Below are 19,435 nucleotides of genomic sequence, written 5' to 3'. Positions count from 1 at the left end.
ATCCATCCCCCAAGCCTGTGACTACGGGGAACCATCACGCCCCTGCGTCACGCCGAAAAACGCTACCCGAGAGTAACCAGAGGCGAGGTGTGCCGGACCGACCGGGATGGTGAAAGATGAGGTACGCGCCATATTCACGATGGAAGTGCGTCGGACCTAACAAGGCCTCGATCACCTATGTAAGGACGCCCCACCACGCGTCCCCAAACCAATGAGGAGCACACGTTGTCTGACCTGATCCAGGGTCCCGCGTCCGGGCAGAACGCCGATTCCGGCGCCGCCGGCGAGTCGGGTCCGCCCGCATCGAATACGCCGGGGGGAACCGACGGTCGCGTTCGCGTCATTCGCGAAGGTGTTGCGTCGTACCTTCCGGACATCGATCCGGACGAGACCACCGAATGGCTCGAATCATTCGACGGACTTCTGGATCGATCCGGACCCACGCGTGCCCGCTACCTCATGCTCCGCATGCTCGAACGCGCCGGTGAGAAGCACGTCGCACTCCCCGCGCTCACCTCGACCGACTACGTCAACACGATTCCGACCGAAAACGAGCCATGGTTCCCCGGCGACGAAGAGGTCGAGCGCCGCTATCGCGCCTGGATTCGTTGGAACGCCGCGATCATGGTCCACCGCGCTCAGCGACCGGGCGTCGGAGTCGGCGGACACATCTCGACCTACGCATCGTCGGCAGCGTTGTACGAAGTCGGCTTCAACCACTTCTTCCGCGGCAAGGACCACCCCGGCGGCGGCGACCATATCTTCATCCAGGGTCATGCCTCCCCAGGCATCTACGCGCGCGCCTTCCTCGAGGGCCGCATCCCCGCGGAACAGCTAGACGGATTCCGCCAGGAGAAGTCGCACGCAGACTTCGGCGGCGCACTGCCGTCCTACCCGCACCCGCGACTGCTTCCCGACTTCTGGGAGTTCCCGACGGTCTCGATGGGCCTCGGCCCGATGAACGCCATCTACCAGGCCCGCTTCAACCATTACCTCAACGACCGCGGCATCAAGGACACCACCGATCAGCATGTGTGGGCATTCCTCGGCGACGGCGAAATGGACGAGCCGGAATCACGCGGCTTGGCTCACGTCGCGGCAACCGAAGGCCTCGACAACCTGACGTTCGTCGTGAACTGCAACCTCCAACGCCTCGACGGCCCGGTCCGCGGTAACGGAAAGATCATTCAGGAACTGGAATCGTTCTTCCGCGGTGCCGGCTGGAACGTCATCAAGGTCGTCTGGGGTCGCGAGTGGGATGCGCTGCTGCACGCCGACCGCGACGGGGCACTCGTCAACCTGATGAACGTGACGCCGGACGGCGATTACCAGACGTACAAGGCCAACGACGGCGCGTTCGTGCGCGATCACTTCTTCGGCCGAGACCCCCGCACCAAGGAACTGGTCAAGGACCTGACCGACCAGGAGATCTGGAATCTCAAGCGCGGTGGCCACGACTACCGCAAGGTTCACGCCGCATATGCAGCCGCCATGGCACACAAGGGCCAGCCGACGGTCATCCTCGCGCACACCATCAAGGGCTACACCCTGGGTAAGCACTTCGAGGGCCGCAACGCCACGCACCAGATGAAGAAGCTCACGCTGGACGACCTCAAGGCGTTCCGCGACATGCAGCACATCCCGATCTCGGATGCCGAGCTCGAGAAGGATCCGTACCTGCCTCCGTACTACCACCCGGGCGCCGACGCACCCGAGATCAAGTACATGCTCGACCGTCGTAAAGCACTGGGCGGGTTCCTGCCTTCGCGCAACACCGACGCGGCGCCGCTCAAGCTCCCCGAGGACAAGACGTACGACGTCATCCGCAAGGGTTCGGGCAAGCAGGAAGTCGCCACCACCATGGCGATCGTGCGCATCCTCAAGGAACTGTTGCGCGACAAGGAAATCGGCAAGCGCATCGTGCCGATCATCCCGGACGAGGCTCGCACGTTCGGTATGGACTCGTGGTTCCCGTCGCTGAAGATCTACAACCGCAACGGTCAGCTCTACACGTCCGTCGACGCCGAACTCATGCTCGCCTACAAGGAGAGCCCGATCGGCCAGATCCTGCACGAGGGCATCAACGAGGCCGGTTCGACGGCTTCGTTCACCGCAGTCGGCACGTCGTACGCCACACACGGCGAACCGATGATTCCGCTGTACATCTTCTACTCGATGTTCGGTTTCCAGCGCACCGGCGACGGTCTGTGGGCGGCCGCCGACCAGATGGCTCGCGGATTCGTTCTCGGCGCGACCGCCGGGCGTACCACCCTGACCGGCGAAGGTCTCCAGCACGCCGACGGACACTCCCTGCTCCTGGCATCCACCAACCCCGCCGCTGTCACCTACGACGCCGCGTTCTCGTACGAGTTGGCGCACATCGTCAAGGACGGCTTGCGCCGTATGTACGGCGGCACCGAGGGCGTCGACGGTTTCGGTGGCGAGAACATCTTCTACTACCTCACCATCTACAACGAGCCGTACGTTCAGCCGGCCGAGCCCGAAGGTCTCGACGTCGAGGGCTTGCTCAAGGGCATCTACCTCTACAAGACGTCCGAGGCCGCCGGCCCGAAGGCACAGATACTGGTATCCGGTGTCGCGATGCCCGAGGGGCTGCGGGCGCAGAAGTTGCTCGCCGACGAGTGGGGCGTCTCGGCAGACGTCTGGTCGGTCACGTCCTGGGGTGAGCTGCGCCGCGAAGGCGTCGAATGCGAACGTCAGGCGCTGCTCAATCCGTCCGAGGATGCTCCGGTTCCCTTCGTCACCACGGCGTTGTCCTCGGCTCAGGGCCCTGTTGTCGCGGCTTCGGACTGGATGCGGGCGGTCTCGGATCAGATCCGTCAGTGGGTTCCCGGCGACTACACGACGCTCGGCACGGACGGGTTCGGCTTCTCCGACACGCGCACTGCGGCACGTCGTTACTTCAACGTCGATGCCGAGTCCATCGTCGTTGCCGTGCTGATCGGTTTGGCGAAGGAAGGATCGATCGAGCGGTCCAAGGCCGTCGAAGCAGCGAGCCGGTACCGTATCGACGACGTTAACGCTGCCCCCGAGCAGACCGGGGACACCGGTAGCGCGTAAGTCGTAGCGCAACAGTTCGGGCGATCGAAAACAGACCTACGCCCATCGCCGCGGGTGTCATCTCGACATCCGGTGCGGCGATGGGCGTAGGTTTTTCTCATGCCCGAACCTGATCCCGAGAAACCCGAAGAGGGTGTACGCCGCACCCGACCACAGTCGTCCGGGTTGCAGGCTGTTCTCGCCCGCCGTCGTCAGGTTCGCGATCCGCTCCCCGAGGCCTTGCTCCGCCGCGTCAAACAGTTCTCCGGTCGGCTCTCCACCGAGGCCGTGACCGTGATGGAGGAGCAGCTTCCGTTCTTCGACAGTCTCGACGCTTCGCAACGCGCCGACGTTCAACTCCTGGTGCAGACGTCGGTGGTGAACTTCCTGGAATGGCTGCGGCAACTCGACTCGGAGATCAGCTTCGGATATGAGTCTTTTCCGGTCATCCCTCAGGACCTCGCTCGACAGCTCACGCTGCGCCAGACGGTCGACATGGTCCGAGTGGCGATGGAGTTCTTCGAGAAATGGCTACCGGCTCTCGCCCGCAACGATCAGCAGCTGATCGCGCTGACAGAAGCCGTCCTGCGGTACGGACGTGAACTCGGCTTCGCAGCGGCGACGGTGTACGCAAGCGCTGCCGAATCTCGTGGAGCCCTGGACACGCGACTGGAAGCGCTCGTCGTCGACGCCGTCGTGCAGGGAGACACCGGGTCGGACATGCTTTCCCGCGCCGCCACCTTGAACTGGGACGCCACTGCTCCGGCCACCGTCATCGTCGGGTCTCCCCCGCCGGACGAGCGGGTCTCGGTTGCCGGCACCGTCCACGCGACTGCCGCCGCGCACGGGCGCGCTGTTCTCGCCGTGGTCCAGGGTCCGCGGCTGGTGATGATCGTCAGCGGTGAGCTGAGCAGTAAGACGGAAGGCAGCCAGTTCCTTCAAGACCTGCTCATGAGTTTCGCCGACGAGCCGGTGGTGATCGGCCCGACAACGCCCTCATTGAGCGCAGCGCACTTCAGTGCGTCCGAAGCTCTCGCGGGAATCAAGGCCGTTGCCGGGTGGCGCGGCGCACCTCGTCCCGTTTTCGCGACTGAACTGCTCCCGGAACGGGCACTACTGGGAGACGCTGCTGCCGTAAAGGCTCTTCGCGATTTCCTGGTCGCGCCTTTAGCTGAATCCGGCACAGTCTTGACCGATACTTTAGACAGTTATCTCGACTGTGGAGGTGCGGTTGAGACTTGTGCACGTCTTCTGTTTGTTCATCCAAATACCGTTCGGTACCGCTTGAAGCGAATTGCGGAAGTTACCGGCCGGGATCCCACGAATCCACGCGACGCATATGTACTACGGATCGCCGCTACCGTGGGCCGATTGACACAAATCGATCTCAAATCGAACAATTCGGTTACTTCAGTCACATCTTTAACATCCGGCCAACCAAACCTGTAACCCCCGAGCGTCCAATTTCGATGGCCGAGCGCGACGTGGGATTTTGTGGGAACCCTACAAAACACTTCGCCAGAGTTCATCGCGACCGACATCTCGCAGGTCACTCGCGGCGGTGTTCTCTTAGTAAGTGATTTCGTTGCTCGCCCCGGGACAGGGCTCTCAGACACCCGGCATGCTCAGCCCCTGGCTGGCATTGCCCGGAGCACAGGACCGCCTCGAAGTGTGGTCGAAGGCAGCCGGCCTGGACTTGGTCCGACTCGGCACGACCGCGACTGCCGAAGAAATCACCGACACCTCGGTAACCCAGCCGCTCGTCGTTGCCGCTACTCTGCTCGCATACGAGGAAATCGAATCACGTGGACTGCTCGGCGCCGACGTCATCGCTGCCGGCCATTCGGTGGGCGAACTTGCCGCCGCTGCGGTAGCCGGTGTCATCTCCGCTGACGACGCAGTTGCGCTTGCCGCAATTCGCGGCGCCGAGATGGCCAAGGCTTGCGCGCTCGAGCCCACCGGCATGTCGGCGGTTCTCGGTGGAGACGAAGCCGAAGTACTCGCACGACTCGAAGAACTCGGACTGGAAGCAGCCAACCGCAATGCGGCCGGCCAGATCGTGGCCGCCGGCCTGCTCACCGCACTCGAAGAACTCGCGGCGAATGCGCCCGAAAAGGCACGAGTGCGCGCGCTGCCAGTCGCCGGCGCGTTCCACACCCGCTTCATGGCACCTGCACAGGATGCCGTCGCAGCTGCTGCCGCCAAGATCACCCCGTCCGATCCGACGCGCACGCTGCTTTCCAACTCGGATGGCGCACCGGTCTCCTCGGGAGCCGACGCTCTCACCAAACTTGCCGCGCAGGTAACCCGCCCCGTTCGCTGGGACCTCTGCTCCGCTTCGTTGCGGACAGCAGAAGTCAGCGCGATCGTGGAACTCCCGCCGGCCGGAACCCTCGTCGGAATTGCCAAGCGCGAAATGCGTGGCACGCCGACGGTGGCCCTCAAGAACCCGGAGGATATCTCCGCACTGTCCGAGCTGACCTAGCTCGGACGCCCACCCGGCCGATCAGCCCGAACGGCGGCCGGACGTTTCACCCCACCTCAATCGATCAAGAAGGGAGCCACACCAGTGGCCCACACTCAGGAAGAAATCATCGCGGAACTCGGCCAGATCGTGGAGGAGGTCACCGGTATCGAGCCTTCCGAGGTCACCGTTGACAAGTCTTTCGTGGACGACCTCGATATCGACTCCCTGTCCATGGTCGAGATCGCTGTGCAGACCGAAGACAAGTACGGCGTGAAGGTCCCCGACGAGGATCTTGCAGGCCTGCGCACCGTCGGCGACATCGTCGCGTACATCCAGAAGCTCGAAGCCGAAGGCGCCGAAGCCAAGAACGCAGAGTGAGCCGACCGTGACTTCCGCTTCTACCCGCAAAGGGAAATTCCCCGACATCGTCGTCACGAGCCTCGCGACGTCGACGTCGGTGGCTGGTGATGTGGATGGCACGTGGAAGGCGCTGCTCGCCGGCGAAAGCGGCATCGGAATCCTCGATGACCCGTTCATCGACGAGTTCGACCTTCCCATTCGCATCGGCGGGCACCTGAAGGTTTCACCGGACGAGGGCTTGTCCCGCGTCGAAATTCGACGGATGAGCTGGGTGGAACGCCTTGCCCTCACGTTGAGTCGTACGGTCTGGAGCAACGCCGGCAGCCCTGAAGTTGATCAGGATCGCCTGGCCGTTGTCATCGGCACCGGACTCGGCGGCGGCGACACGCTCATCGACGCCGTCGACAAGCTCCGCGGCGGCGGATACCGCAAGGTGTCCCCGTTCTCGGTGCAGATGGTCATGCCCAACGGACCGGCCGCAACGGTCGGGCTCGAACTCGGGGCCCGCGGTGGCGTCATCACCCCCGTATCGGCATGTTCGTCAGGTTCCGAGGCGATTGCTCACGCTCACCGCATGCTTGTCATGGGTGACGCGGACATGGTTGTGGCCGGTGGAGTCGAGAGCTTCATCGACGCGGTTCCGATCGCGAGCTTCGCCATGATGCGTGCGATGAGCACCAACAACGACAACCCCGCCGCAGCTTCACGTCCTTTCGACAAGGACCGTGACGGATTTGTCTTCGGCGAAGCCGGCGCACTGATGATCCTCGAAACCGAGGAGCATGCCAAGGCACGCGGGGCAACGATTCACGCCCGCCTGCTTGGTTCCGGAATCACTTCGGACGGGTACCACATCGTGGCGCCGCATCCGGAAGGCCTGGGCGCGGCGAGAGCCATGACCCGAGCAATCGAGATGGCCGGACTGACGAAGTCCGACATCAAGCACATCAACGCCCACGCCACTGCGACGCCGATCGGTGACATCGCAGAGGCAAAGGCAATCAACGCAGCGGTCGGCAATCACGCTGCGGTGTACGGCCCGAAATCCGCGCTGGGACACTCGATCGGCGCTGTCGGCGCCCTCGAATCAGTCCTCACGGTTCTGGCAGTGCGTGACGGGATCATCCCGCCCACGCTCAATGTTGACAGCCAGGATCCAGAGATCGATCTCGATGTCGTCAAGGGTGAACCCCGAACCGGCTCTTTCGATTTCGCACTGAACAACTCGTTCGGTTTCGGTGGGCACAATGTCGCGCTCGCCTTCGGTCGGGCCTAGCCCGAACCGCGGTTTGCACCTGTCCGCGGGTGTCGTTGCAACACAACGTCACCTGCGGACAACACCGACCTTTCGTTCCACCCAAGGCTCGTACTGAAGGAGGACGCGATGACCATCCTGGCCCCCGTGACAAAGTCCGAATCATCAACAGACCCGCGCGATCCTCTTGCGCGCCTGGAAAATCTGTTCGACCCCGGCACCACAGTGCCGCTCCATGCCCGTGACAAGTCCGGTGTGCTTGCTGCGTCCGGAAACATCGACGGCGTCCGCACCATCGCATACTGCTCCGACGCCACCGTCATGGGTGGCGCGATGGGTGTCGACGGCTGCAAACACCTCGTCAAAGCCATCGATACCGCCATCGAGGAAGAGTCCCCCATCGTGGGCCTCTGGCACTCCGGTGGCGCGCGTCTGGCTGAAGGCGTCGAAGCACTCCACGCAGTCGGACTGGTCTTCGAGGCCATGGTCCGCGCGTCGGGTCTCATACCTCAAATTTCCGTCGTTCTCGGCTTCGCTGCCGGCGGAGCCGCGTACGGTCCAGCCCTCACCGATGTCGTGATCATGGCCCCGGAAGGCCGAGTGTTCGTCACCGGCCCAGACGTAGTTCGCAGTGTCACCGGTGAACAGGTCGACATGGTTTCACTCGGCGGCCCGGACACACACACCAAGAAGTCCGGTGTCGCACACATCGCCGCACACGACGAGGCCGACGCATTGCACCGCGCACGCCGCCTGGTTTCGATGATGTGCGAGCAGGGCGAATTCGATCAGCGTGCGGCCGAGCTCGGCGACAGCGATCTGCGCGCCATGATGCCCGCGTCCGCAAAACGCGCGTACGACGTCCGTCCGATCGTTCACGAAATGCTCGACAACGTCGAAGGCGAGTCGAGTTTCGAAGAACTGCAAGGCAATTACGCGCGGAGCATCGTCACCGGATTCGGTCGGATGGCCGGACGTACCGTTGGCGTCATCGCGAACAATCCACTTCGACTCGGGGGGTGCTTGAACTCCGAAAGTGCAGAGAAGGCCGCTCGATTCGTTCGACTGTGCAACGCATTCGGCGTGCCGCTCGTAGTCGTCGTCGATGTTCCCGGGTACCTGCCTGGCGTGTCGATGGAGTGGGAAGGCGTTGTCCGGCGCGGCGCGAAGTTACTTCACGCCTTCGCCGAGGCGACTGTCCCCCGCGTCACCGTCGTCACTCGAAAGATCTACGGCGGCGCATACATCGCAATGAACTCGCGAGCACTCGGAGCCACGGCCGTTTTCGCCTGGCCCAACTCCGAAGTAGCCGTGATGGGCGCGAAGGCTGCTGTCGGCATCCTGCACAAGCGGGCTCTCGCTGCGGCACCGGACGACGAGCGTGAAGCATTGCACGACCGTCTTGCTGCCGAACACGAGGCGATCGCGGGCGGCGTCGACCGCGCTGTCGAAATCGGCGTCGTCGACCAGGAAATCGACCCGGCGAAGACTCGCAGCATCGTGACCGCTGCGCTCGCGTCTGCACCATCTGTCCGCGCGCGGCACAAGAACATTCCGCTCTGACAACTCTAGACAGCAAGGTGGGCCTCGCCGATACGGCGGGGCCCACCTTTGTCATTCAAGTCTTTGTCGTTCAAGCCGCGAGAGCACTCAGGATTCAGGATGGACCTCGGTCAGCTGACACGCCTTCGCAGCCATGTCACCTCGGCACCTTCGCCTGAACTCCGGAAGGGTTCGAGTTCCTCGTCCCACGGTGCGCCTATCGCCCGATCGATTTCCGCTGCGATGTCTCCACCGGAATTCATGATGGACCGCAGCTTCATCTCCCCTACGACGACATCACCGTTCGCACTGGTGGATCCGCGCCACAGGCCCAGACCGGGTACATGGCTGTACCGTTCGCCGTCGACGCCATGACTCGGGTCCTCGGTGACCTCGAACCGCAACATCGGCCACGCGCGTAGCGAATCGACCAGGCGGGCACAGGTTCCGACGGGACCCGTCCAATCCGTCGTTGCACGGAGAAGACCGTCGTAGGCAGGCTGTGAGGTCCATCTGAGCTTGGCAGGGCTGTCCAACGTGGCGGACAAAGCCCAATCCACGTGCGGGCACAGCGCCGCGGGCGACGAGTGGATGTAAACCACACCAGTCGTCACGTCCGCGAATTGATTCATTTCGCGCACTCGAGCCTCCTGCTTCGACGAGGGACGTCTTCCCCAACGACCTCTGTCGAGTTCATGCAGCACGCTCGATTGAACAGTGTGCCTTGTGTTACCCGTGTTGCGCCAGTGGAAGGAGAGAAATTTGTGCTCTATCGAGAAACTTCGCCGATCACGCCATCGGACAATTCAGTCCACAAAGGTTTGGCCCAGTCACCGAAGTCGCGATCGGTAAGCACGACGCACGCGGTATCGATCGCGGGATCAACCCACAGGAAAGTCCCCGATTGACCGAAATGACCGAAGGTTGTGGCCGAGTTCTCGAGACCAGTCCAATGCGGACGCTTGTCGCCGCGAATTTCGAATCCGAGTCCCCAGTCGTTGGGGCGCTGAGAGCCGTAACCCGGAAGAATACCGTTGAGCCCCGGGAACTGAACAGTTGTCGCCTCTACGAACGTCTGCGTCGAGATCAGCGTCGGCGAGAGCAGTTCAGCCGCGAACTTGGCCAAGTCGTCCGCCGATGCCTGCGCGCCGTGACCGGCCGGACCGACGAGAGCCGCACCGGACATACCCAACGGCGCGAACACGGCCTCGGCCAGATAGTCGGCAAATTCGATCTCGGTCTCCCGGGAAACCAACTCGGCAAGAACCTCGAATCCCGCGCTCGAATAGATCCGCTTCGACGCCACCGGCGCCTGGACAACACGTTCGGCGAATGCCAACCCCGACGCATGTGCAAGGAGATGACGAACCGTCGCCCCCTCAGGCCCCGCCGGCCCATCCAACTCGACCGCCCCTTCCTCCACCGCGACGAGAATCGCGTAGGCGCACAACAGTTTTGTCACCGAAGCCAGAGGGAAAACGCGCGACTGATCGCCGCTGAAACCACGAACGCGGTCGCCCTCACCCGAGTTCTTCCCGGAGAGGACGACCGCTGCCGCATTGTCGACCGGCCACTGCTGAATTACGTCAAGACTGTGAGTACTGGGCACCCGATCAGACTACTGGCACAACACTTGCGCTTCCGATCACCAGTCAGCTTCGGTGTAGCGGATGACGCCGCGGATGTTCTTGCCATCCAACATGTCCTGGTAGCCGTCGTTCACACCTTCGAGCGTGTACGTCCGCGTGACCATGTCGTCGAGATTCAGCCTGCCTGCCTTGTACATCGCAAGGAGGTTCGGCACGTCCTGGCGAGCGTTGCCACCGCCGAAGATGTTGCCCTGAAGATCCTTCTGAAGCATCGCCATCAGGAACAGGTTCAGCTTTACGTCCATGTCCGTCAGATGCCCCATTGCGGTGACAACACAACGACCGGCCTTAGCCGTCAGGATCATCGCCTCTTCGACGTACTCACCCTTCATTTCGCCGACGGTGATGATCGTCTTCTGCGCCATACGTCCATACGTAGCATCGATGATCGGCTGAATGGCAGCGGCGGCGCTTTCGAACGCATGTGTTGCGCCGAACTTCAGAGCCTGCTCACGCTTCCACGGCACAGGATCAATAGCAAAGATGTACCGGGCACCCGACGCAACAGCACCCTGCAGGGCACTGATACCGACGCCGCCAACGCCCATGATCACAACGTCTTCGCCCGGCTTCACATCAGCGATGTGTGTTGCCGATCCCCAACCGGTGGGAACGCCGCAACCGACGAGTGCGGCAACCTCGAACGGAATGTCCTTTTCGATCTTCACAACCGACGACTGGTTCACGACCATGTAGGGCGAGAACGTCCCTAGCAGGCACATCGGGATCACGTTTTCGCCGCGAGCCTGGATTCGGTAGGTGCCGTCGCTGATGGCCTGGCCACTGAGCAGGCCCATCCCGAGGTCACACAGATTCTGATGGCCAGCCGAACACGCCGGACAGGTTCCACAAGCCGGAATGAAGGACAGAACGACATGGTCGCCGACCTCCAACCCCTTGACCTCTGGGCCGAGCTTGGTGATGACGCCCGAACCCTCGTGCCCACCCATGACGGGGAACGACGGCATCGGGGTCGCGCCGGTGACGATGTGGTGATCGGAGTGGCACATTCCGGCCGCTTCCATGCGAATCTGAACTTCGCCGGCTACCGGCTCGCCGATCTCGATCTCCTCGACGGACCACTTCTCGCCCAGGCCCCACAGGATTGCACCCTTGGTCTTCACGTCACTTCACCTTTCATTCGCACACCCGCATCTATCTCTGTGACCATAGCCACAAATCTGTGAAATTGGAACGTGTTCTAACAAATGATTTTGCGCTGCAGGTCAGACGTCCAAATGACCTGGCACAACCGCCGTGGCAACGACGAAAAGATGACCCACTGAGTGGGACACGTCGCCCTGTCTCAGCGAAATCACGGTCGCACCGAAAGCACGGCCATCACGAGAACACGCACCTTGGACTCCACCTCCGACAGTCAAGTCGAATACGGAGCCTGGGCGTGTTCTGTTGTGCCTGAGAAGCTGTTCTCAGGTTTTGAAGGTGGTGTTCGCGGGCCGTGGGTGCTGCCCGGGGTCGATCGAGGGTGGTGGGAAGAACCAGGGTTTGTTGTCGACGCCGATCCGAATCTCCCACTTGCCGACGAACCCGGATTTCCGGTGCATCAGCCGGTGGTGCGAGCGGCACAGCAGGACCAGGTTGTTCATCACCGTCGGGCCACCGTTAGCCCAGTGCCTAATGTGGTGCGCATCAGTCCAGGCGGGCACGCATGAACAGCCGGGGAAGGCGCAGCCTTTGTCTCGGGCGATAAGGGCGACGCGTTGTTCGGCGGTGACCAACCTCTTTCCTGGTCTCGCATCGAGCGGCGCTCCGTGATCGTCGAGTAGGACGGTCGAGAGGAAGCAGTCGCACCCCAACCTCGTCTGCGAAACCGACAGGGGCCCGAGCCACGGCATGTGCCCCACATCAGGATCCGACAGTGACTCTCCACCATCAGTTGGTGTTGCGGCACAATCCCGGTGCTCAGCCAAATCGCGAGCGTTGATGTGCACGTTCACGTGTGGGCGTTGGCCACCATCGGTACCGGTCTTGGCGCAGTCGAGGTAGCGGCGGATCAGTTCGGTGAACCCGTCCGCGGTTCGCTTCGCCGCGGACCGGACATCGGGAGTGCCGTCCGGCGCCGGGGTGGGCATCGTCAGATTCGACAGGGCGGAGAGCAGCATTTCGCCGGTGAGGGCGTCGAAATCCCCGCGGACCACCACCCGACCGTTCAACGTGGACGCGATCCGGAGCTCGTTGCGATCGACGTCTTCGGCGGGCGGAATCTCATCGGACTCGAAAACGCGCTCCAAGGTGGCGATGACGCGCCGCACCTTCGTTGTCGTCGCCTCCACGCCCGACGCAGCCGCGAACAGCAGGTCGATGCAGCGAGGTAACGCCTCCTCCGGCATCCCCTTCGGCGGGGACTCACAGAACGCCACGATCAAGGCGGCATGTTCGAACGAGCAATCCCCGCAATCAAATCTCGCTGCCACCGCGGGAAACGGCCGCAGCGCTGCACCGAGGGCGGCGATCTTCTTCCCGTCCCGAACCTGCAGCATCGTGTTGGCCGCCAACCAGCAACCCACCTCGCGGCTGGCGATCACCTGATCATCGGGACGCATCGAGAGTTCGTCGACCACGGCCACTCGCACAGCCTCGAGGCGCAGAATCTCCGCACTCGCCTCGATAGCAGCAGCGCGCAATTCCGCGGCAGTCAACCGCCACAGGCGTCCGCGCAACCCCACCGCAGAACCAGACACCACATCCGACAACAGAACACTCATTGAATCCCCCGATCCCCACCCCAAACAAACTCGAACACCCGTTCGAGTCAAGAGTTTCTCGAGTCAATCCACCGAGCGTCCCGGAATCACCACACCGCATTGATAGGCGAGAACCACCAGTTGCGCGCGGTCGCGGACATCCAGTTTCGTCATCGCCCGATTCACATGGGTTTTTGCCGTGACCGCGCTGATCACCAATTCCGCGGCGATTTCGTCGTTGGACATCCCGAGGGCAACGAGGGCTACTACTTCGAGTTCGCGTGGTGTCAATTGACCGAAAATCCCAGAAGTCGAGTCGGCCCGCGACGGAGTGGAAAGGAATCGAGAAATCAACGCGCTGGTCGCAATCGGCGACAGCAAAGAGTTCCCACCTGCGACCGTCCGAACAGCATCGAGTAGATCCTCCGCTCGGATTCCTTTGCCGATGAAGCCGCTCGCTCCCGCCCGGATCGCCTGTGCCACATGTTCATCCACTTCGAAGGTCGTCAGGATCAGTACGTGTACGTCGGACAAATCCGGATGATCGGCGATCTTGGCGGTCGCTTCGACTCCGCTGGTGCCCGGCATGCGAATGTCCATCAGTACAACGTCGGGTCGGTGCTCGAGCGCCGCCTGGAATGCCTGCTCTCCGTCTGCCGCCTCGGCGACCACCTCCATGTCGTCTTCCGAACCGATCAGCAGCGCAAGCGTTTGACGGAAGAGCGCCTGATCGTCTGCCACTACCACCCGAATACTCACGACTCCTCACTCTCCGAACCGCTGGAGACCGAGACCAGCGGCAGTTGGGCGTCCACACGAAATCCCCCGTCCGCGCGGAATCCTGCTGAGACCTCGCCTCCCATTGCCTGTGCCCTCTCCTTCATTCCCAGCAGTCCGTACCCGGGCGGTGACGTCGAAGGCACTGCCGTTCCGGAGTTTTCGACCGACAGCACCAGAACCTCGGCTTCGTACGACAACGACACGGTGACGGCCCCTGGCAACGCATGCTTGCTTGCATTCACGAGTGCTTCCTGGATAATTCGGTACGCCGTGAGGTCTACTGCTGGCCCGAGAGGGCGCGGCGAACCCACTGCGCGCACTTCGATTTCCATTCCCGCACTGACGAATTGATCCACCAGTGCCGGTAGATCCGAAAGCCCCGGTGCCGGTTTCATCGAGCGATCACCGTCCTGAGCGTCACGGAGAACTCCGACCGTGGCCCGAATTTCATCGAGTGCCGCCTTGGACGTTTCCTCCACTCCGCGTAGTGCAGTCGTCGCCTTCTCCGGGTCTTTCCCGATCAAGTGCGACGCGACCCCGACTTGCAGGTTGACCAAGGCAATGTGGTGCGCGACAACGTCGTGCAAGTCTCGCGCAATCCGCATCCTCTCTTCGACGACGCGGTGTCGGGCCTCGTCCTCGCGCATTCTTTCCGCTTGCACCGCGCGAGCCTCAACGGACTCCAGATAGGCGCGGCGAGAACGGACCTCGGCGCCGGCGAAACTTGCCATCAGCAACCACGCCAACAACCCCAGTGCCTCCTGCAGGAGATTGTTCCCCACTCCCAGGAAGATTGTGACGAGCATCAGCGAGCTGACTGTGCTCGCCGCTGCGAAGAAGGTCCTCCGGCGGTCACTCGTGCTGGCAACGTAGTAGAGGCACACCATCGCCGCGGAACCTGTGCCGGCATTCGGCGGCGCTGACAGTGCAATCATCAATACGCCGAGAAGTACTGCCACCGCCAGCGCCGAGAACGGGTAGCGCCTCCGGAACACGATGGTTGCCGCTGCGATCGCTGTTACAAGGACTCCCACAACTGTTACTTCGCGGGTGTCATTGCCATCGAGCGCGATGCGGTGCGCCGTCCACGTGGCAAGGAGCACGAGGATCGTCAGTGCCAGGTCGATGGTGCGCGGGTGTTCCGCACACCATCGACCCCACGTCGATGTCGAAGTCATCGATCTACCGTATCCGGGTCACACCGACAACTTGTCGCTCGTGGGTTCACTGGATTCCTTCGAATCTGCGAGCAGCGCAGTCAACTGCTCCCCCTCGACATCCACGTTCGGAACCAACCGGTCCAGCCATGAGGGGAACCACCATGCCTTCGAACCCAACAGGGACATGACGGCCGGCACGACGGTCATACGAATCACGAAGGCGTCGAACAGAACCGCGAACGAGAGTCCGAGTCCGATCTGCATGATGAAGGCGTCGCCACCGAAGATGAAGCCCGCGAAAACGGCGATCATGATCAGCGCCGCGGCCGTGACAACTCGGGCGCCCTGGTCAAAGCCCTTCACAACTGCTTCGTCCGGTCCGTCACCGTGGACGAACGCTTCACGCATTCTGGTCACCAGGAACACCTGGTAGTCCATCGCCAACCCGAAGACGATGCCGATCATGAAGATGGGCAACATCGCCACAATTGATCCGGTTTGGCCTTCGATTCCGAGAATGCCTGCGAACCAACCCCACTGGAAGATCGCGACAAGCACACCGAACGTCGCACCGATCGAGAGCAGAAATCCGAGAGTTGCCTTGAGCGGTACCAAGATCGAGCGGAACACCAGCATCAAAAGAATGAAGGCGAGGCCGACGACCAATGCGAGGTAGGGAACGAGGGCATCAGCCAAGCGGTCCGAGACGTCGATCGTCAACGCTGTCTGACCGGTGACCGACATCGTGGCTCCAGTCTCATCGGTCAGTGATCCGGCGACCTCACGTATATCTGCAACGAGCGCCTTTGTTGCCTCGGTTTCCGGGCCACTCGAGGGAACCACCGTGATGACTGCTGTATCGCCGGCCTGATTGAGTGCTGGCGGCGTCACTGCCGCTATGTCAGGCAGAGCACCGAGCTTTTCCTGGGCGCCGCTCAATGCCACTGCCGGATCGGTGGCGTCGGCAACGTCGACAACCACCATGAGCGGACCGCTGAACCCGGCACCGAACCCCTCGGATAGTCGGTCGGTAGCCCTGGCGGCAGTTGTGTCGGGCACTGGTGGGCTCGCCAAACTCAGGTTGATTCCGAAGGTGGGGATCGCCAGCAATCCCAACCCGAGGACTGACGCGAGCAAAACCGGAACTCGACGCCGGATCACGAACTTGGCCCATCGCGAGCCCGCCCCCTCCGACTGTTTCCGGTGTGTCAGTTCACCGCCGGACGCCAGCAGTCGACGATCAGACCGACTCAGGACGCGCGACCCTGCAAATCCGAGTGTGGCGGGCAGCAGCGTCAGTGAAATCACCACTGCAACAGCAACTGCGAATGCCGCAGCCAGACCCATGCTTGTCAGGAACGGGATGTTCACGACGAACAGTCCGGCCAGTGCGATGAGGACGGTCAACCCCGCGAACACTACGGCCGAACCCGCAGTCCCCGCTGCGCGGCCCGCAGCAATTTCCGGATCATGTCCGTCACGTAGTTCGGAGCGGTAGCGCGAGACGATGAACAGCGAATAGTCGATCGCCACGGCGAGCCCCAGCATCATTGCCAGGACGGTTGTGCTCGAACCCAATTCGATGAAACCAGTTGCGATTGTGATCGTGCAGATCGCGATGCCGATGCCGATCAACGCGCTGATCAACGGAAGCCCCGCCGCAACCAAGGAACCGAAGGTGACGGTCAGCACCACCGCGGCGATCGCGACTCCGATCACCTCTCCCATGGATTCTGCGCTGCTTTCCATCAGCACGTTGCCGGCAACATCGACTGCCAGCCCTGAATCCGCGGCGTCGTGGACGGCGGACTCGAGCAGCTCTTTCGAACTGTCCGGCAAGTCCATCGAATCGGCGGTATAAGAGACCTGCATGTATCCGATCGTCCCAGTCGGCGACACTCCGCCGGAGGCATACGGATCCGATACCGCTGCAACCTCGGGGTCCTTCCCGAGCGCAGAGACCAATTCACTGACGGATTGCCGAATGGCCGGATCGGCGAGCGTCGTGCCCGCCGGAGATTCGAAGACTATGCGAGCACTGGCTCCGCCGGTGGACGATTCCGGGAACCGTTCAGCCAGAAGGTCCTGTGCCGCTTGCGATTCTGTGCCCGGGATCGACAATGTGTTGACGGTCGGACCGGACAGCGTTGCTGCGCCTACTCCGCCCGCCACCAGCAGGACGACCCAGAAGCCCACCATTGCCCAGCGACGACGAAACGCGAGTCGCGAGAGTTTGTACAGGAATATCGACATGCGTATCACTGTGCCGATACACGACCCCGTCGCACATCGTGCACAGGTAGGCAGTTCGACGTACTGCGCTCGCAGTAGGGCGGTGGTCCCCAGTGCTAGACGGGCAGGCCCAACTCCCTTGACCACGGCGGATCCGCCCCTGGTCGTGACACGGTGACGGCTGCCGCGCGTGCGGCAAAGGTCAACGCGGCCGACCAATCTGCCTCGGAGAACGCACGCACAACGGCGACGCCGAGTGCATCGTGACGATCAAGGTAGGCCAGCAGGGCTCCGTGAACGGTATCGCCCGCACCGATCGTGTCCGCGACGTCGACTGCGGGCGCTGGCACCGAAACATCGAGTTCCTTGGTGATCAACCGCAACCCGTCACCACCACGGGTGAGCAGTACGGCGCCGACGCCTTCGTCAAGCCACTCGGCGCCGTCGACCGAACCCAACCATGTGGCGTCGTCGTCGCTCACTTTGAGAATATCGATGGCGGGTAACCACGAACGAAATCGTCGTCGATATGCTTCCGGGTCGGCGATCACCGCCGGACGAATGTTGGGATCCACCATGGTGAGTCGACCGCGGGCGTGTGCTTCGTGCAGCAGAGCTTCGTAGGCAGAGGCACCGGGCTCGAGCACCAGCGACAGCGTTCCGAACGAGAACGCCCGAGCAGAGGGAAGTTTCGGCAGCGCAAACTGTCGATCCGCCGTTCCCTCGAGGTAGAAGGAGTACCGCGCTCCCCCGTCCGCAGCAAGATTCACGACGGCCAGAGTTGTCGGCTCGGGCCCGCGTTCGACTCCGGTTGTGTCGACGTTCGACGCGGCCAGCGAGTCGATCATCCGATCTCCGAACGCGTCGGTGGACAAGCGAGAGACGAATCCCACGTCAGAGCCGAGTCGACCCAATGCGATAGCAACGTTGAACGGACCACCGCCCAATTTGGGAGAGAAGTTGTCCCCCACCGGTACCAGATCGACCAGTCCCTCACCACACACCACGACGGATCGTTCGCGTGTATCACTCATCGGTAGACCCTAACCTTCCTGCCAATCGAAGATGGATGTGACCTGCTCGGCACGAACGAATTAGGGTGCCGAGCAGGCCACGATTGTGGAGGGGGTTCAGCTACCCACGCGCTCGCCTGTCGTGGGGTCGAAGAGGTGCACCGGACCGTCCACCCGCTCGAAACCGAGCGTCTGGCCGTACTGCAACTTCGATCGCCCGCCGGTGCGTGCGACGAGCGAAATCGGATCGGCTTCCGTGCCGGGTACGTGCGCGTAGATGTACGACTCGTTGCCCAGTTCCTCTACCAGATCGATCTGAGCTGCGATTCCGTCTCCGGCCGCAACCACCTGGAATTGTTCAGGCCGAATTCCCACGGTGACCGAACTCAGACCGGCTGCGGCGATTGCCGTCATCTGCTCGCGGTCCAGCGGAACTTCGACGGCGCCGAAGCGGACGCCACCCGAACTGACCGGCGCGGTCACCAAGTTCATTCCAGGAGATCCGATGAATCCGGCAACAAACACATTGGCCGGCCGATCGTAAAGTTCGGTCGGAGAAGCGAACTGCTGCAACTTACCGCCCTTGAGCACTGCCACGCGATCGCCCATCGTCATCGCTTCCACTTGATCGTGCGTGACGTAGACGGTGGTGGTTCCGAGTCGTCGCTGCAATGCCGCGATCTGCGTGCGAGTCTGGACGCGCAGCTTGGCGTCGAGGTTGGAAAGCGGCTCGTCCATGCAGAACACTTGCGGTTCACGAACGATGGCGCGGCCCATCGCAACTCGCTGCCGCTGACCACCGGAAAGCTTGGCCGGCTTGCGGTCGAGACACTCCGTCAAGTCCAGAAGTTTGGCCGCTTCGGCAACTTTCTTCTTTCGCTCCTCGAGGGGTACACCGCGCATCTTCAGCGCGAACCCCATGTTCTCACCGACGGTTTTGTTGGGGTAAAGCGCATAGTTCTGGAAGACCATCGCGATGTCACGGTCCTTCGACGGGACATCGGTCATGTCCTTGCCGTTGATGGTGATCGCGCCCGAATCGATGTCCTCGAGCCCCGCCAACATGCGTAGTGCTGTGGACTTTCCGGAACCTGACGGACCGACGAGCACGATGAACTCACCGTCGTTGATGTCGAGATCGAGTGAATCGACAGCGAGAGTCCCGGCACCTTCGTAGATGCAAGACGCTTTCTGGTACGAGATTTCAGCCAT

Annotated in this window: 15 protein-coding genes; 6 read left to right on the top strand and 9 right to left on the bottom strand. The window is 62.3% G+C overall.

Annotated elements, in window-relative coordinates:
• The first annotated feature begins 225 nt into the window (after positions 1 to 225).
• From aceE to R4P65_RS09030, 6 genes are all read left to right on the top strand, one after another.
• Positions 226 to 3,081 carry a pyruvate dehydrogenase (acetyl-transferring), homodimeric type gene (gene aceE, locus R4P65_RS09055; RefSeq protein WP_317826242.1) on the top strand — a complete coding sequence of 952 codons (2,856 nt, stop codon included), beginning with the start codon at positions 226 to 228 and terminating at the stop codon, positions 3,079 to 3,081.
• Between the two features lie 99 nt (positions 3,082 to 3,180).
• Positions 3,181 to 4,509: a PucR family transcriptional regulator gene (locus R4P65_RS09050; RefSeq protein ID WP_230813804.1), complete on the top strand. Its 1,329-nt coding sequence runs from the start codon at positions 3,181 to 3,183 to the stop codon at positions 4,507 to 4,509.
• A 127-nt stretch (positions 4,510 to 4,636) separates the two neighbouring features.
• The gene (locus R4P65_RS09045; protein WP_317826241.1) at positions 4,637 to 5,545 is read left to right on the top strand and encodes an ACP S-malonyltransferase; all 909 of its coding nucleotides are present in this window, start codon (positions 4,637 to 4,639) and stop codon (positions 5,543 to 5,545) included.
• Positions 5,546 to 5,629: 84 nt separating this feature from the next.
• Positions 5,630 to 5,905, top strand: a complete 276-nt coding sequence (acpM, locus tag R4P65_RS09040) for a meromycolate extension acyl carrier protein AcpM (RefSeq protein ID WP_003941649.1) — start codon at positions 5,630 to 5,632, stop codon at positions 5,903 to 5,905.
• A 7-nt stretch (positions 5,906 to 5,912) separates the two neighbouring features.
• Positions 5,913 to 7,163, top strand: coding sequence for a KasA/KasB family beta-ketoacyl-ACP synthase (locus tag R4P65_RS09035; RefSeq protein ID WP_003941591.1), 1,251 nt, complete (start codon positions 5,913 to 5,915; stop codon positions 7,161 to 7,163).
• A 108-nt stretch (positions 7,164 to 7,271) separates the two neighbouring features.
• The gene (locus R4P65_RS09030) at positions 7,272 to 8,705 is read left to right on the top strand and encodes an acyl-CoA carboxylase subunit beta (RefSeq protein ID WP_317826240.1); all 1,434 of its coding nucleotides are present in this window, start codon (positions 7,272 to 7,274) and stop codon (positions 8,703 to 8,705) included.
• Positions 8,706 to 8,815: 110 nt separating this feature from the next.
• On the opposite strand, the gene R4P65_RS09025 is transcribed toward R4P65_RS09030, so the two are convergent.
• From R4P65_RS09025 to R4P65_RS08985, 9 genes are all read right to left on the bottom strand, one after another.
• Positions 8,816 to 9,325, bottom strand: a complete 510-nt coding sequence (locus tag R4P65_RS09025; RefSeq protein ID WP_003941617.1) for a DUF3145 domain-containing protein — start codon at positions 9,323 to 9,325, stop codon at positions 8,816 to 8,818.
• 128 nt (positions 9,326 to 9,453) lie between these two features.
• Complete coding sequence (locus R4P65_RS09020) at positions 9,454 to 10,293, bottom strand: serine hydrolase domain-containing protein (protein WP_317826239.1); 840 nt, start codon at positions 10,291 to 10,293, stop codon at positions 9,454 to 9,456.
• A gap of 36 nt (positions 10,294 to 10,329) precedes the next feature.
• Positions 10,330 to 11,457, bottom strand: coding sequence for an NDMA-dependent alcohol dehydrogenase (locus tag R4P65_RS09015; RefSeq protein ID WP_230813811.1), 1,128 nt, complete (start codon positions 11,455 to 11,457; stop codon positions 10,330 to 10,332).
• Between the two features lie 306 nt (positions 11,458 to 11,763).
• Positions 11,764 to 13,059 (bottom strand): HNH endonuclease signature motif containing protein, encoded by a 1,296-nt coding sequence (locus R4P65_RS09010; RefSeq protein WP_317826238.1) that lies wholly within the window; start codon positions 13,057 to 13,059, stop codon positions 11,764 to 11,766.
• 63 nt (positions 13,060 to 13,122) lie between these two features.
• Positions 13,123 to 13,797, bottom strand: a complete 675-nt coding sequence (locus tag R4P65_RS09005) for a response regulator transcription factor (protein WP_317826237.1) — start codon at positions 13,795 to 13,797, stop codon at positions 13,123 to 13,125.
• Complete coding sequence (locus tag R4P65_RS09000; RefSeq protein WP_317826236.1) at positions 13,794 to 14,996, bottom strand: sensor histidine kinase; 1,203 nt, start codon at positions 14,994 to 14,996, stop codon at positions 13,794 to 13,796. Before R4P65_RS09000 ends, R4P65_RS09005 begins: the two co-directional genes overlap by 4 nt.
• Before the next feature lie 18 nt (positions 14,997 to 15,014).
• A complete protein-coding gene (locus R4P65_RS08995; RefSeq protein WP_317826235.1) occupies positions 15,015 to 17,231 on the bottom strand; it encodes an MMPL family transporter in 2,217 nt (738 codons plus the stop codon).
• 95 nt (positions 17,232 to 17,326) lie between these two features.
• Positions 17,327 to 18,244 carry a carbohydrate kinase gene (locus tag R4P65_RS08990; protein ID WP_317826234.1) on the bottom strand — a complete coding sequence of 306 codons (918 nt, stop codon included), beginning with the start codon at positions 18,242 to 18,244 and terminating at the stop codon, positions 17,327 to 17,329.
• A gap of 96 nt (positions 18,245 to 18,340) precedes the next feature.
• Positions 18,341 to 19,435 (bottom strand): sn-glycerol-3-phosphate ABC transporter ATP-binding protein UgpC, encoded by a 1,095-nt coding sequence (locus tag R4P65_RS08985; protein WP_317826233.1) that lies wholly within the window; start codon positions 19,433 to 19,435, stop codon positions 18,341 to 18,343.

Source organism: Rhodococcus sp. IEGM 1318 (assembly GCF_033142465.1).
Classification (GTDB): Bacteria; Actinomycetota; Actinomycetes; order Mycobacteriales; family Mycobacteriaceae; genus Rhodococcus_F; species Rhodococcus_F qingshengii_B.
This window is presented reverse-complemented; position numbering and strand designations above follow the sequence as displayed.